A 14,502-nucleotide genomic window follows, 5' to 3' on the forward strand; every position below is an offset into this window, starting at 1 on the left:
ATTTATACAATTAATATGGTTTTTATGCTGGTTCATATGTTCCAAGAGAAAAAAAGGTTTCCGGTTTCGTACTAGTTAAACAGGCTGAACATTATTTGAAAGAAGAAAAAAGACTGGAAATTGCCCGTTCTTTTATAGAGAGTGCGTCATTTCATATATTGCGGAATTTAAAATCTCATAAAGAAAAGACGTCAGATACAATTCTCATGATAACTGAAGAACGAAAAAAATTGGAAAATGCCAATAGTGTTCAAGAAATAATGGGAATTGAAGGCCGAATTCGAAATTGTTATTATCAATCATTTTCACAATTTTTACGTCCTGAGTTCTCTATGGAAAAAAGAGAGAAGCGTCCGCCAACCAGTCCGATAAATGCCTTACTTTCTTTTGGGAATAGTTTAATGTATACGACAGTGTTGACGGAAATATATAAAACACAGTTAAACCCTACGATTAGCTATTTGCATGAACCTTCAGTTAAACGATTTTCTTTAAGCTTGGACATTGCGGAAATTTTTAAACCCCTTATCGTAGAGCCGCTAATTTTTTCGCTGATTAATAACCGTCGAATTACACCAAAGCAATTTTCATATGAACATGGCTTCTGTTTATTAAATGAAGAAGGGCGCAAACGGTTTATTGAAAGTTGGGAAAAGAAAATGCAAACTTCTATAAAACATCGAAAGTTGAAGCGTCAAGTAACGTATCGATATTTAATCCGATTGGAATGCTATAAGCTGATCAAGCATGTAATCGGTGACGAAAAATACAAGCCTTTGAAAGCGTGGTGGTAAGTGTGTTTGTCATAATAACGTACGATGTTGGAGAGAAAAGAGTAAATAAAGTTCGAAAAAAATTAAAAGAGTATCTTTATTGGACGCAAAATTCTGTATTCGAAGGGGAAATCACTTTAAGCAGCCTTGCCAAATGCATGTCAGAGCTTGAGGCGATTATTAACAAAAACGAAGATTCGATTTATGTTTATGAAGTGAAAAAACCGCGGAACATAAAAAAGAAAGTGTATGGGCAGGAAAAAAGTTTTGAGGCTTTATTCCTTTAATGAAAAAAGCAGTATAATTGATTGTGCCGATTTTTTAAAAAATTCAGTAATATGTGATAGTGTTTACGAGAACAATGTTGTTATAATAGATTGTATTGATTGACATAGGGTACTAGTGTTTCTAATCTTTTTTTGGGAAGGTTAGTATACATTCATTATTTTAATGAACTCAATTCATGATGATGCATGAAATGGGCTACTTACAGCTAGTATGTATTTGTAATTTTAATGAAAAAGACTTAAATGAGACTTGTTTTCGTAGGGATATGGATCAAGATTGGAAGAGTAGCAAGGATAGACAAATATTCTTAGCCTAAGGAATGTTGTTTTTGTCAACAAGTATCAACATTATCTCAATGTTGAAGGCAAAAATCAATATTTGCAGCAAACCTATTATATGAAAAAAGTGATGAAACCTTCGATGAATTCTAGGTTTCAAAGCTTTTTTTCATAGATCCCAAAACACGATTTAACCTTTACTGCAAACTGCACAAATACTTGATCTCGCAAGTCTATAAAAAAGCTTGATACTATCGTTATTTTGGCATTTTTGTTTGATGGGGGTTTTATCTGAACTAAGTGGGATATAAAGCGGGTTTTGGCGACATGTCGCGGACTAGGTATGTCAATGATTTTATCTGAACTAAGTGGGATATAAAGATTAATCTGAGACTGGTAATCCTGGCAGACAAGTATAAGTTTTATCTGAACTAAGTGGGATATAAAGATTAATCTTCTAAGAAAAGAAATGTCTGATCAGTGTGAGTTTTATCTGAACTAAGTGGGATATAAATTCACTGACAAGGAATATTCTGACCGTTCCCGGAAGGATTTTATCTAAACTAAGTGGGATATAAAGTTTTTTCCGCTAGAACCGAAATAAAAAGTAGATTTGTTTTATCACTAAGTTGGATATAAATAAGGGGAACTTGAACGTATTCGGACAGGCTGGAAATGGTTGTATCAAAACTAAGTGGGATATCAAACAGCTAGGGCTAATTTAAGCGTTAATCATTTCATAAGCAGGCAACACGAATATAACGGAAAAGCTGGAGAAGAACAGTGCCTGCTTTCTTAATTTTTGTTTTATACTAGCTTGTCTCAATGATGGTTTCCATCTTCAAAGGACGGGTCAGTGCTTACTCTTTCTCATAAATCATTTGTACAAATGTGTGATTCTTTTTAATGAAAATATTTTTGTAAAGGTTTAAAATGAAACATATACTAGTGCTTTTGTCATAATGCAAGAGAAATTAGCATTGCATGAATCAGAGGCTGGTTTAGGGGGAGTTTCCAATGGCTTGAAAAAGCGGTGAGACGATAATGAATATAAGGTTCTAAAGGAAAAATATTTTATCTATTTGGTTAGCATTCGGCTTGCTTCTTATTCGTGATGCCATTCGGAAAGATTTTATATTGCATTTTTCCCGAAGTGGTTGTTTTTATATTTCAGTCGGTGCTCAAAATAGAAAGATTTTTGGTTATGCGGCAGCTTAAGTGCTTTCTGGCTTACCTGTTTTCTTTTTAGTATTTTCCGGCTCTTTTGCAACGGCTATATTCAAATAGCTTCCTGCTTTGCCGCTTTCATTTTAGTGATTTCATACGTTCTTTGCCGATGTGTAACTTCCAACTAGAAAAAGAAAAAAGTTACATAAGAAGGTACGAGGGGGATTATTATGATACGTATGTATAAAAATTTAAATATTGGCTGGAAATATTCAATTGGTTTGATCGTAACAGTGGGATTATTTATTATAGCGTCTATTATTATAGGGAACCAATTTTTTCAAATAAAAAACAACATTGAACAAATTGACCGTAGAGGAGAAAAGGCTGTACATATAACAGAAATGGCTTCGCTTTTCAGAGCTGCTGACATACGAGTGGCCGATTATATAAATACAATGGATGAAAAAAACTTGCAAGAGTTTAATGATCGTATGCAGGAGTATGAAGACAAAAAGAAGGGAATAGAGTCTCAACTGGAGACTAAAAATCAACGGGATTTATTAGCAAAGATTGAAACAAACAAGGAAATGATTAATGATCTGTTTTTAAACCAGCTAGTTCCGGCTTTGAAGGGTGGAAACAAGGAAGAAATCGGCAAGTTAAGAGAACAAATCGCTGAATTGCGTACAGAAACAGTTGCTCAGCTAGATCAATTGACAAAGGCCGTAGAGGAAGAACGCATTGTAGCTGTCAATCAAACATTCAATGTTATGCAGCACAGCCTACTCATATTGGTTTTATCTGTCCTTTTATCAATCGTTCTTGGGGTAACAGTGGTTTTCCTTATTACACGGACTATAAGGAAAAATTTACTTGTAGCAGTAAAAATGGCGAATCAAATCGCAGACGGGAACCTGCAAGGTCATGCAGTCATTTATGACGGTAAAGACGAAATCGGCCAATTAATCAATGCTATGAATAAAATGAAAGGAAACTTGCATCAGATTATTGGACATATGACAAATGTTTCAGGCAATTTAAGCAAACAAAGCAGAACGCTGTCACAATATTCCGAAGAGGTTCAGCAAGGCAGCCAACAGATTGCTTCTACCATGCAGGAATTATCAAGCGGTGCTGAAGAACAAGCGAACTCTGCATCAGAGCTATTAGAACAGATGAATGAATTTGAATCGATCGTAACAAATGTATTAAAAAATCAACAAGAAGTGCAGACATTTTCAGACTCCATGCTTACTCTGACGGAGGATGGCAGTCAGGCAATGATAAAATCAATCGAAAAAATGGAATCAATTGATGCGAAAATTCAAGGTTCACTCGCAATGGTAAAAGGGTTAGATACAAAAACAAACGATATTGCCAAATTAATTAACGTCATCCAAGAAATTGCCGATCAAACCAACCTTTTAGCGTTGAATGCTGCGATTGAGGCTGCGAGAGCAGGAGAACATGGAAAGGGTTTTGCAGTTGTCGCTGATGAAGTGCGCAAGCTTGCAGAACAGGTAGCTTCCTCTGTTTCGGAAATTACTTCTATCATTCAAGGCATTCAAACTGAATCTAAAAATGTTGTTATTTCATTGGAGGATGGCTATAGAAACGTAGCAGAAGGTACGGAAACTATTTCCAAAACAGGTGATATCTTTAATGAACTAAAAGAGACCATTAAAAAAGTCTCGCATAAAATTCGCGGTATGTCAGAATCGATTAACAGTGTTCTTGACAATACGAAAAAAATGGGAGAATCCATTGAAAGTATTGCATCTGTATCAGAAGAATCTGCAGCTGGAATAGAAGAGGTGACAGCTACTGCTGAACAGTCTAATTCTTCTATGAAGGAAGTAGCAAATTCAGCAAAACATTTGGATAAAGAAGCAATGGATTTTGATCGATTAATACAGCAGTTTAAAATTTAGTTAGTTTTTGAGATTGTATGTAACACACGTCTATTTTAAAAAATGAGGGCCATTTCAAACTTTGATAAATGTAAGTTTGAAATGGCTTTTTGTAATGCGTTTTGAAATGAATTTTTTAAGTTTCAAAATAATAATGACGGTGAAGTCCACAGCCTGGATTAAACTGCGCATTGCAGTTCGGGCATTGATATGCACTGTGTAAATACTCATTAATAGTCAATTCTTTCCCGCAATGGCCGCATAAAATCGCCTTCTCATCAAACAAGGCTTTGGGCCAAACTTGTGGATTTCCGCATCCCTCTTCCTCATGGCATTTATGACATGGATAATAAGTCTGGCAGCAATAAAATTTGATTGCAATAATATCCACATCTTTATGGTAATGCTTGCAACGAGATTGTCTGTCGACAACTTTACCTTTCACTTCTATTCCATTTATGTGCATTGGCTTTTCACCCCAGTTCAAAACGTCTTTATCATGTGCCACAAACAGAACGAAAAATAGTCATTTTTTTATATAAAAGTATAGCATAACTGTTTCTTTCAATTGTGCTTGGTTGTGATGACTTTGGGGGCTGTCTTAGAAAGTCAAATCGCCATTGAAAACAAAAAATCATAAACACCGATATATCAACGCTTCTAAAACATTAATGGGGGCGTCAATAAGCCGATTTTCTAAAAATAGATCAGTCTTTTCTTGATGATTTTGTGATATTGAGCAAAAACGATTATTTTAATGGTGCACAATATGGGCTTAGGGCATGCCGCAAAAGGACAAAGGTGCAACTCGAAATTTGGGAAGCGATGAGGTTCAAGCGAAATTCATAAAAGTGCAAGATAAAAAGTAGGTACCTAAATTGTTTCCTATGAAATGGAATGAAGAAAAAACCGTATGCAAAATTGTTTAAAGAAGGCTTGAAACGGGCAGGATTACATATTAAAATTCCTCTTTATTAGGAATAACAGGACCGCTAAACATAAAAACAACAGTTTGTTTACCTTATCCCTTATTTTCGTCTTAAAATCCAAAGCTTTGTTTGCGTGTTACATAATAATAGTATATAATAGTATTAAGTAACGTGGATTAAGGGGAATAACTATATGGAATATGTTGAAGCTCTAAGAGATATAAAACAAATCAATGCCATGAAAAGATATTTAAAAAAGCATTCAGAGCGAGATTATGTACTCTTTGTGTTTGGCATCAATACCGGTTTAAAGATCACAGAAATATTGGAAATAAAAGTAGGAGATGTTTTGGGGGATGACGGCTACATAAAGGATTTTTATCTGCTTCCACATAAAGAATCTAAAACGACTAAGGAAGTGTATCTCAACCAAAAAGTAAAAAGGGCGATTCTCCACTATATCCAATCGAGACAATTGAACCGCGAAGATTATTTATTCCAGTCCGCGAAAACGAAAAAGCCCATCACGCGTCAACAGGCTTACCGCATTATCCATCGTGCCGCAGAAGCGGTCGGCATACAAGGGAAAATTGGAACGAACTCTATGCGTAAAACCTTTGGATTTCATGCCTATAAACGAGGAGTCGCCATTTCTTTGCTTCAGAAATATTTTCACCATTCGTCTCCTTCTGAAACACTCAAATATCTAGGAATTTCGAAAGATGAAAAAATTAGAACGGAAATTGATGTAAACCTTTAATATTCAACAACCTTAATCCATTCATTTAAAACATTTATAAGGAGGAATTTTTGCATGAATATTAGAGAAAGTGAACTTCCGGGAATTGGATATAAGTTTGAAATTATTACAAAGAACCAAGATAAGCTTGTTATTGTCATCCATGATGATGGACGGAGAGAAATTTATCATTTTGATTCAGATGATCATGATGAGGTTTTAAGTACTGCCACATTTGATGACTCAGAAGCAAGACAAATTGCTGGAATTTTAGGCGGAATGGCATATAAACCTAAAGCATTAGAAACCGTTGACTTTGCGTTTGATGATTTAATTATTGAATGGTATCAAGTAGAACCTGGTGCACCAGTTGTGAATAAAACGATCGGTGAGATTGATATAAGAAACAATTATGGAGTTACGGTCATTGCTATTAAGAAAAAAAAGACAAAGAAGACACACAACCCAGGTCCGGATACGGTGATTGAGGCAGGCGATACATTAGTAATTTCAGGAGAACGAAACCAACTAAAACAACTAGTTAACAACTTATTATCGAACAAAGGAAAGGAGTGAGGTTTATAGATGGATCATTTAGTCTTTGAAGTTGGAACAGCACTTGTCCTTGTTGCAATTGCAGCTATTATCGCAAATAAGCTTAAATTTTCCATTATCCCTTTCCTGATTGTCCTAGGTATGCTTGTTGGCCCGCATGCCCCAACGATTGGGATTATCGACTTAACCTTTATTGAAAGCAAAGAAATTATCCAATTTTTAGGACGCATTGGTGTTCTGTTTTTGCTTTTTTATTTAGGTTTGGAATTTTCTGTTGGAAAATTGATGAAATCAGGCCGAAATATTGTGGTAGGCGGGAGTCTTTATGTAGCAATCAATTTTGTTTTAGGCCTTTTATATGGATTTATCGTCGGGATGCCATGGATGGAGACTCTTATTATTGCTGGGCTTGTCAGCGTGTCTTCCAGTGCAATCGTCGCCAAAGTCCTTGTTGATTTAAAAAGAACAGCAAATCCAGAAACAGAGTTAATCCTTGGGATCATCTTATTTGACGACATTTTCCTTGCTTTATTTTTAACCACAATGTCAGGTGTCTTGCTTGCCGGCTCTACTTCTGTCCTCGGTATCATTACCTCTGTTCTTATTTCGGTTGGCTATATGCTGCTGTTTTTTTTCATTGCACGAAAAGGTTCGCCTTTATTAAATAAATGGTTGAATATTAAATCTGACGAAATTTTCATTATTGTTATATTTGCTACATTGTTTTTTGTTGCTGGGTTTTCAGAAACCCTTCATGTTGCAGAAGCGATTGGCGCATTGCTGTTAGGTCTAGTTTTTTCAGAAACTGACTATCGAGACCGCATTGAACATATGGTAGTTCCGTTTAGAGATTTCTTTGGCGCAATCTTCTTTTTCAGCTTTGGATTGAGTATTGATCCATCAACATTAGCTGGTGCGATCTGGTTAGCTTTAGGCGCTGCCGCACTCACAATTGCTGGGAACTTTGTAGCTGGTATGATTTCGGGGAGGAAAGCGGGGCTATCCCATAAAGCTTCTACCAATATTGGTTTAACCATTATGGCTCGTGGAGAATTTTCGATCATTGTTGCAAATTTAGGGATTACAGCAGGATTAAATCCCATTTTAACTCCTTTTACTGCCCTTTATGTTCTTATTTTAGCGATCGTAGGACCGCTACTTGCGAAAGAAAGCAAAAATATTTACAAGTTTTTAAATAAGATTTTCAAATGGAGTAACACACCGGAAAAGAAAAAAATAAAAGTCCCAGGCGAGTAGCTCGCCAATGGGAAATTTTAAGCTCAATGAACATTATTATACACCAAAAACATCTCTCAAGAAATATAGAAATAAAACGCGAAAAATGTACGTAAGCTGTTTTCAAAAATTTATTGAAAATGCAGGTTTTCTCCTTATAACAGAAAACCTGCATTTCCTTGTAAACTATTATTTTGCGTACAAAATTTCGCATTTTTTGTTTGCGTTTCTTTAACGTATGGATCGAAGCGGCTGAACAGAATGTGCATTTGCTTGTTGACAGTTTCGCTACATAAAATCATCATTATTGTTGTTTCAATGTACATTTCGAATTTGTTGCACCACTTTTAATTGACATCATTTTTTTATTGTAAAAGATAATGATTGACAATACTTAAAAATATTTTCCCTGAGACGAGAAGCGCACGCTCGTCAAAGTCAAAGCGGGGATGGTGATGAGGATAATGAGTTTTTGGATCGTCTCCTCTTGCACCGACATGAAAATAAACACCTGGTTTATGCTTTAAATAGTATGCAAAATCTTCTGCTCCCATTGACGGCTGATAATTATAAAAACAGTCAGATGCATACGTCTCGCTAATAATGGCTCGCAATTGTTCGGTTTCATTTCTAGGATTGATAACTGGAGGATAGCCGTTTAAATAATCAATTTCGTAGCTTGCGTGCGAAGCTTGGCATAGTCCTTGAACAATCGCTCTGATTTCCTCCTCAATTTGCTTCCTAACGTTTGGATTAAATGTTCTTACTGTCCCTTCTATTCTAGCGTTTTCTGCAATGACATTGAAAGCTGTTCCAGCTTGAAACACACCAACTGTCACAACAGCTGAATCTATCGGATTCACGCGTCTGCTGACAATTTGCTGCAAGTAGTTCACAATTTGGCTGCCGATGACAAGAGCATCTACTGTTTCATGCGGACGGGCCCCATGGCCTCCTTTTCCTTTTATTTGAATCGTAAATGCATCGACAGCAGCCATAACGGGTCCTTCTCGTAAGCCTATTTTGCCGTACGGAATATCAGTGGAAACATGTGCGCCAAATACAAGGTCAACATCGTCCAGGCATCCATCTTCAATCATAAACTTGGCGCCGCCGGGCGGTTTTTCCTCCGCGTGCTGAAAGATGAATACGATGTTGCCTTTTAAACGGCTGCGGTCGATTTCACTTAATACTTTTGCAACCCCGAGGAGAGCTGCTGTATGCCCGTCGTGGCCGCATGCATGCATAACTCCTTTTACGGACGATCTGTAAGGAGAGTCGTTCTCTTCATGGATCGGAAGCGCATCAAAATCAGCGCGGAAGGCAATGGTTCTTCCTTCTTTTCCGCCCTTGATCATTCCGACAACTCCATTTCCACCGATTCCGGTCTTTACCTCAATCCCAAAGGAGGAAAGCTTCTCTGCAATAAATTTCGGTGTATTTTCCTCTTGAAAAGAAAGCTCAGGATGACGATGCAAATATCTTCTCCACGAAACCAATTGTTCGAAATTTTCCATTAAAGAACGATGAAGCTCCTTAATCATTTTCGCACCTTCTTTCAAAAATAATGATCCTTTTTTTCGATTAAAAGCTGTTAAATCATCATCAGAAATATGAAGTATCTAGTAGTCTAGCTGGGAAGAGAAGTAAGCTGAGTTTTAAGATCAAAAGTAACTCTTTAGCAGCGTTAGATAAAACTCGTCTTTACTTCTAAGCCAACTAAAAAAGGCTTCATCACGTATTATTTTCTTTAATATTTCGCCTTCTTTAGAAGTACGAAAACTGCTTTTTCAGGTATGGTTAAATATTTTAATCACCAATTCTTTATTAAACCTATACAATATATTGCAATTACTTAATATTCATTTTACCTCCCTTTTTTTGTCACACCAAGTAAAATTTTTCATTTATTTATATTTTACAGAACCATTTAAGAATGCATTCGCTGCCTCTATATAGAACTCTAGTAGAAACAAAAGAGGTTAACTCATGAAAAGTTCGCTATTTCTCAAAACGAAAGAACCAAGCTGGAAAAGAGATATAAAGAAAGCGCCATAAAAATAATCAAACAACCAGAAAATAAAAATGACCTGTCCTTTTCCTAAAGCGAGAAATGTAATATTCGATGATTGGTTTTTAAAAACAACACGTCCGGATTAGTACCATAAGATAAGCTGCCATCTTCTTTTCCGGGTTTCTACCATTTTTAAATTGTACATTCCAGAGTGGTTTAATAATTAATTCTTTTTTTCTAGAATATAATGTATCTCTAATTCTTCAAGATCCAATACTAAACCATCATACTTTCATCAAATGATCGAAAATATTCACCCCAACTTATTTTGACATCATTCCATTTTTTACCTTATTAACAATCCAGCGGTTGTTTTTGAAAAACCGTTTTTACCTGACGTTTAGTTCATCTATACGCAAATTTGCTGAATTCTCCTTTGATTTTTAAGTATTTTTAACATTGTTATTTAATTTTCGTAATTTTATAATGAGCGTGTAAATAATTTTCATTATTCTGATAAATGAAAACGTTTTTGTGCACTAACGCATCAGAAATATTTGATACATGCAAAGGAACTGTTGGAATACCGAAATGTTTAGAGGAGTGAATAAAATGAAAGATATCGTTTTGCTGGAAGGAGCAAGAACGGCATTTGCTGAAATATCTGGATCATTTCGAAACACTACTGCGACTGATTTAGGTGCATTTGCGGCTAAAGAAGCTATTCGAAAATCTAATATTTCGCCTGATGAAATTGATCATGTTGTGTTTGGAAACGTTCAGCAATCAAGCAGAGATGCACACATTTTAGCAAGACATGTTGGATTAAAAGCCGGCACCCCGATTGAAGTTCCTGCCGTAACGATTAATCGTTTATGCGGGACGGGGATTGAAGCAATCCTAACAGGCGCCCGCTACATTTTAACGGGAGAAGCAAATGTTGTGCTGGCTGGCGGCACGGAAAATATGAGTCAAGTACCGCATGTCATTCGCGGTATGAGATGGGGAAGTCCTCTAGGTTCGCCTGTTGTAGAAGACTGGTTATGGGATGGACTATATGATACGTATGGCGGCTGCACAATGGCTGAAACAGCTGAAAATTTAGCTGTCAAATATAATTTAACGAGGGAAGAAATTGACCGTCATGCTTTATCTAGCCATGAGCGTGCGATTGCAGCGAGAGAAAAAGGGTATTTTAAAGAAGAAATTGTACCGGTTACTGTGAAAGGGAAAAAAGGAGACATCATTATTGATCAAGATGAACATATCCGCCATACGAGCATGGAGCAGCTTAGTAAATTAAAGCCTAGATTTATTGAAAATGGTGTTGTCACGCCGGGAAATGCAAGCGGTATGGTTGATGGAGCAGCAGCTGTTGTCATTGCATCAAGTGATTATGCAGAAGAAAAGGGGTTAAAACCGATTGCCCGCCTTGTTTCCTGGGATGTTGTAGGAGTAGAACCGAAGTATATGGGGATCGGTCCGGTTCCTGCTATTCAAAATGCATTAAAGAAAGCAAATTTAACGATTTCTGATTTGGACTTAATTGAAATCAATGAAGCTTTCTCTGCTCAATATTTAGCATGCCAAAAAGAATTAGGCTTTGATCTTGAAATAGGTAATGTAAATGGGGGAGCCGTTGCGCTAGGACATCCTCTTGCTGCAAGCGGAACAAGAATCACGACAACTCTTATTTATGAATTAAAAAGGCGAAACAAAAAATATGGCGCTGTATCTGCATGTATTGGCGGAGGACAAGGAATCGCCGCTGTTTGGGAAGCGCTGTAAATCCGCAGAAAAAATTGAATGCTTCGGCTACACGAGAAAATAACGGGTTAAATATATTGTCGGATCAAGCCTTATTTGTTTCCATGCGGCAAGGCGATTTCAAAAGAAAAATGGGGTAACTGTATCGGATGTCAACTTCTGATGCAGAACATATTATTGAAGCAGTCTCTGCAGCTTTTTGATTATAAGAGGGTTGATGATAAGTAAATAGGTATGAAATGTTCAGCTGCTGTTGAAGCTGCCTTTTAATTCCGGCTGGAAAATCTAGATATTTTGAATGAAAAAGCCTCTAGACTGATGAACTTAGTCTAGAGGCTTTCTATTTTATGATGCGGATTGTTTTAAAAATGTTTCTCCTTCTGGTTTTGCCCGTTTGATAAAGAAAGTGAGAACGAGGGCGATCAGTGCAATTAACACTGATATTTTGAAAGAAAAGTTGATTCCATTTAGCATTGCTTCATTCATGATATCGGCCATTTTTGCTGGATCACCCGCTGCGGATTGCGCCAATCGCTCCGCTTCCGACTCTGCTTTGTTTTGCATGAGCGTGACCAGCAGCGCTGAACCAGCAGCTCCTGAAACTTGCTGCAACGTGTTGTTCATCGCTGTAGCGTGCGGGTTCATGGTTTGCGGCAGCTGATTGATTCCGTTTGCCATGACGGGCATCATCACCATCGACATTCCCAACATTCTTAATGAGTACATAAGCATTAAAAAGCTGTAGGATGTATCCATTGTTAAGTGGCTGAATTCATATGTTGTAAAAATGGTAATAGATAAGCCGATAATGGCGAGCGCTCTAGCACCAAATTTATCAAAAAGCCTTCCTGTTATCGGCGACATAATTCCCATGATGATTGCTCCCGGCAGCATTAAAAGTCCGGAATCAAAAGGTGAAATGCCGCGAATTGTTTGAATATATATTGGCATAAGCAGCATCGCTGAGAACATCGTCATCGAAAGGACGATCGAAATAGCGGATGATAAGGCGAACATCGGATATTTATAAATTCGAAATTGCAAAAGAGGCTCTTCCATTTTTAATTGCCGCACAATAAACAAGACTAAGCTGATCGTTCCGACAATAATGGTTCCATATACATAAACGGAATCCCAGCCTTTTTCCCCGGCGGAGCTAAACCCGTATAAAATGCCGCCAAACCCGATGCTTGATAAGATGAGCGATAAAATATCCAAAGATATTTGTTTTTGAGGCAAAATGTTTTTTAATTTAAAGATTGCAAGGATGAGTGTGAGAGCAGCGATCGGAATAACGATGTCAAACAATGTACGCCATGAATAATGCTCAACAATCCATCCGGATAGCGTTGGCCCTATCGCTGGCGCAGTGATCATTACGAGTCCAAAAAATCCCATTGCTGTGCCGCGCCGTTCAACAGGAAAAGCGACAAGCATGACATTCATTAATAAGGGAGCCATGATCGCTGAACCGGCCGCTTGAAACATTCTTGCAACCAATAACACGCCAAATGTCGGCGAAAGTGAAGCTAGCACTGTACCGGCTGTAAACAAGCTCATTGCTGTTAAATATAGTTGGCGATTCGTAAACTTTTGCAACAAGAATGCGCTGGCAGGAATTAAAATCCCATTAATCAGCATGTAGCCTGTTGACAGCCATTGCGCGGATGAAGGAGATATTTCAAAATCCTTCATAATGGATGGAAGTGCAACATTTAGAAACGTTTCGTTAACAAAAGACACAAAGGCACCAACAAATAAAATGGCAATCATCCCATAAGGCGGTTTGTTTAATGTTTCATGATTGGTCAAGCGAGAATCCTCCTTGTACTTATAGTATATTATTTTATACTGTTGTTATAAAAGATAATAATAATATATACTGATAGTATAAAAAAATCAACAATAACTTTTATTTTTGAGTTCAATCATAAAGGATGTGCAGTCAAATTGAACGATCGAAAAAGACAAGTAATGGAAGCGGCGCATACTCTTTTTGTTGAAAAGGGATTTGTGAGAACATCAGTTCAAGATATTTTAGATAAAAGCGGGATATCGAAAGGGACATTTTATAATTATTTCTCATCGAAAAAAGAACTTTTAATTAGTATTTTTGAAAAGATTAAAATGGAAACAGATCAGCGGAGAATGGAAGTGTTGGCTGGCAGGCAAGCAAACGATAAAAACGCGTTTATCGAACAAATTCAAGTCAAGATGGAAATCAGTAAAGAAAATAAACTATTCGCTCTGTTTTATGGTGTGCTGATGTCAGAAGATGAAGAGCTTAAAGGATTGGTGCAGCAGTATCATTTTGATGAACTTTGCTGGGCACAGAAGAGGATTGCAGAAGTATTCGGGGAACAAATACGTCCGTATTCGGTTGATTTGGCCGTGTTGTTGTATGGAATGGTTCAAAACGCCATTCATTTCGCTGTCACTGCCGGAGCAGAAATAGAAATTAACAGCATAATCGCTTATTCGTTGAGAAGAATTGAAAAAATAGCGGAAAATGTTGTGAAAGCGAAGGATCAGCTATTTGATCCGGATATAGTAGAAAGGCTGGAGCCGGAAGAGGCTTTGAATCGGAAAAAGAAAAAGGAATCCCTTTTCAATCAAATTGATAAAATAAAAAAATCGGCAGATGAGGAGCAAAAGGAATTGCTATCCTTTCTAAAGGAAGAATTGCAATCTTCTGTTCCGCGGCGAGCGCTGATTTACGCGGTGATGTCCCAAATTGATCAGAAGAAAAAGCTTGAGCATTTGGTCGATGAGGTGCTAAGATTTAATACTTAAAGACCTATAAAAGGCTGAATCGTTTTGCCATTCACTTACCAAAAGACTTG

The 14,502-nt window shown here is 37.1% G+C and carries 10 protein-coding genes and 1 pseudogene; 8 read left to right on the forward strand and 3 right to left on the reverse strand.

What is annotated here, in order from left to right; all coding sequences use genetic code 11:
* Nucleotides 1-26: 26 nt before the first annotated feature.
* The 3 genes and pseudogenes from cas1b to NSQ61_RS18205 all read left to right on the forward strand — a co-directional run.
* A pseudogene (cas1b, locus tag NSQ61_RS18195) lies at nt 27-794 on the forward strand (type I-B CRISPR-associated endonuclease Cas1b); the annotation flags it as partial.
* Between the two features lie 2 nt (nt 795-796).
* Entirely contained in the window at nt 797-1,060 is a 264-nt protein-coding gene (gene cas2, locus NSQ61_RS18200; RefSeq protein ID WP_340807814.1) for a CRISPR-associated endonuclease Cas2, read from the forward strand.
* Between the two features lie 1,676 nt (nt 1,061-2,736).
* The gene (locus tag NSQ61_RS18205) at nt 2,737-4,440 is read left to right on the forward strand and encodes a methyl-accepting chemotaxis protein (protein ID WP_066250086.1); all 1,704 of its coding nucleotides are present in this window, start codon (nt 2,737-2,739) and stop codon (nt 4,438-4,440) included.
* Nucleotides 4,441-4,555: 115 nt separating this feature from the next.
* On the opposite strand, the gene NSQ61_RS18210 is transcribed toward NSQ61_RS18205, so the two are convergent.
* Nucleotides 4,556-4,885 (reverse strand): CHY zinc finger protein, encoded by a 330-nt coding sequence (locus tag NSQ61_RS18210; protein ID WP_066250083.1) that lies wholly within the window; start codon nt 4,883-4,885, stop codon nt 4,556-4,558.
* 656 nt (nt 4,886-5,541) lie between these two features.
* On the opposite strand from NSQ61_RS18210, the gene NSQ61_RS18215 reads away from it, so the two are divergent.
* Genes NSQ61_RS18215 through NSQ61_RS18225 form a run of 3 tightly spaced genes read left to right on the forward strand, consistent with a single transcriptional unit; the run spans nt 5,542 to nt 7,899 of the window.
* Nucleotides 5,542-6,108 carry a tyrosine-type recombinase/integrase gene (locus tag NSQ61_RS18215; RefSeq protein WP_130157422.1) on the forward strand — a complete coding sequence of 189 codons (567 nt, stop codon included), beginning with the start codon at nt 5,542-5,544 and terminating at the stop codon, nt 6,106-6,108.
* A 54-nt stretch (nt 6,109-6,162) separates the two neighbouring features.
* Complete coding sequence (locus NSQ61_RS18220) at nt 6,163-6,663, forward strand: cation:proton antiporter regulatory subunit (protein ID WP_066250077.1); 501 nt, start codon at nt 6,163-6,165, stop codon at nt 6,661-6,663.
* A 9-nt stretch (nt 6,664-6,672) separates the two neighbouring features.
* Complete coding sequence (locus NSQ61_RS18225) at nt 6,673-7,899, forward strand: cation:proton antiporter (protein WP_144598418.1); 1,227 nt, start codon at nt 6,673-6,675, stop codon at nt 7,897-7,899.
* Between the two features lie 344 nt (nt 7,900-8,243).
* On the opposite strand, the gene NSQ61_RS18230 is transcribed toward NSQ61_RS18225, so the two are convergent.
* Nucleotides 8,244-9,422: a M20 metallopeptidase family protein gene (locus NSQ61_RS18230; protein WP_311066543.1), complete on the reverse strand. Its 1,179-nt coding sequence runs from the start codon at nt 9,420-9,422 to the stop codon at nt 8,244-8,246.
* A 1,082-nt stretch (nt 9,423-10,504) separates the two neighbouring features.
* Here NSQ61_RS18230 and NSQ61_RS18235 point away from each other — a divergent pair.
* A complete protein-coding gene (locus NSQ61_RS18235) occupies nt 10,505-11,680 on the forward strand; it encodes an acetyl-CoA C-acetyltransferase (protein ID WP_063386832.1) in 1,176 nt (391 codons plus the stop codon).
* A gap of 324 nt (nt 11,681-12,004) precedes the next feature.
* Here NSQ61_RS18235 and NSQ61_RS18240 read toward each other — a convergent pair whose 3' ends face one another.
* Nucleotides 12,005-13,432 carry a DHA2 family efflux MFS transporter permease subunit gene (locus tag NSQ61_RS18240; protein WP_144598421.1) on the reverse strand — a complete coding sequence of 476 codons (1,428 nt, stop codon included), beginning with the start codon at nt 13,430-13,432 and terminating at the stop codon, nt 12,005-12,007.
* 177 nt (nt 13,433-13,609) lie between these two features.
* Between NSQ61_RS18240 and NSQ61_RS18245 the strand changes: the two genes are divergently transcribed.
* Entirely contained in the window at nt 13,610-14,452 is an 843-nt protein-coding gene (locus tag NSQ61_RS18245; protein ID WP_144598416.1) for a TetR/AcrR family transcriptional regulator, read from the forward strand.
* The last annotated feature ends 50 nt before the right edge of the window (nt 14,453-14,502 follow it).

This window comes from Aeribacillus sp. FSL K6-1121 (genome assembly GCF_038003725.1).
Classification (GTDB): Bacteria; Bacillota; Bacilli; order Bacillales; family Aeribacillaceae; genus Aeribacillus; species Aeribacillus composti.

Bases quoted from the DNA above. Each gene is read 5' to 3' on its own strand.
- NSQ61_RS18205 (WP_066250086.1), top strand. From the start codon at position 2,737: ATGATACGTATGTATAAAAATTTAAATATTGGCTGGAAATATTCAATT.
- NSQ61_RS18210 (WP_066250083.1), bottom strand. From the start codon at position 4,885: ATGCACATAAATGGAATAGAAGTGAAAGGTAAAGTTGTCGACAGACAA.
- NSQ61_RS18215 (WP_130157422.1), top strand. From the start codon at position 5,542: ATGGAATATGTTGAAGCTCTAAGAGATATAAAACAAATCAATGCCATG.
- NSQ61_RS18220 (WP_066250077.1), top strand. From the start codon at position 6,163: ATGAATATTAGAGAAAGTGAACTTCCGGGAATTGGATATAAGTTTGAA.
- NSQ61_RS18225 (WP_144598418.1), top strand. From the start codon at position 6,673: ATGGATCATTTAGTCTTTGAAGTTGGAACAGCACTTGTCCTTGTTGCA.
- NSQ61_RS18230 (WP_311066543.1), bottom strand. From the start codon at position 9,422: ATGATTAAGGAGCTTCATCGTTCTTTAATGGAAAATTTCGAACAATTG.
- NSQ61_RS18235 (WP_063386832.1), top strand. From the start codon at position 10,505: ATGAAAGATATCGTTTTGCTGGAAGGAGCAAGAACGGCATTTGCTGAA.
- NSQ61_RS18240 (WP_144598421.1), bottom strand. From the start codon at position 13,432: ATGATTGCCATTTTATTTGTTGGTGCCTTTGTGTCTTTTGTTAACGAA.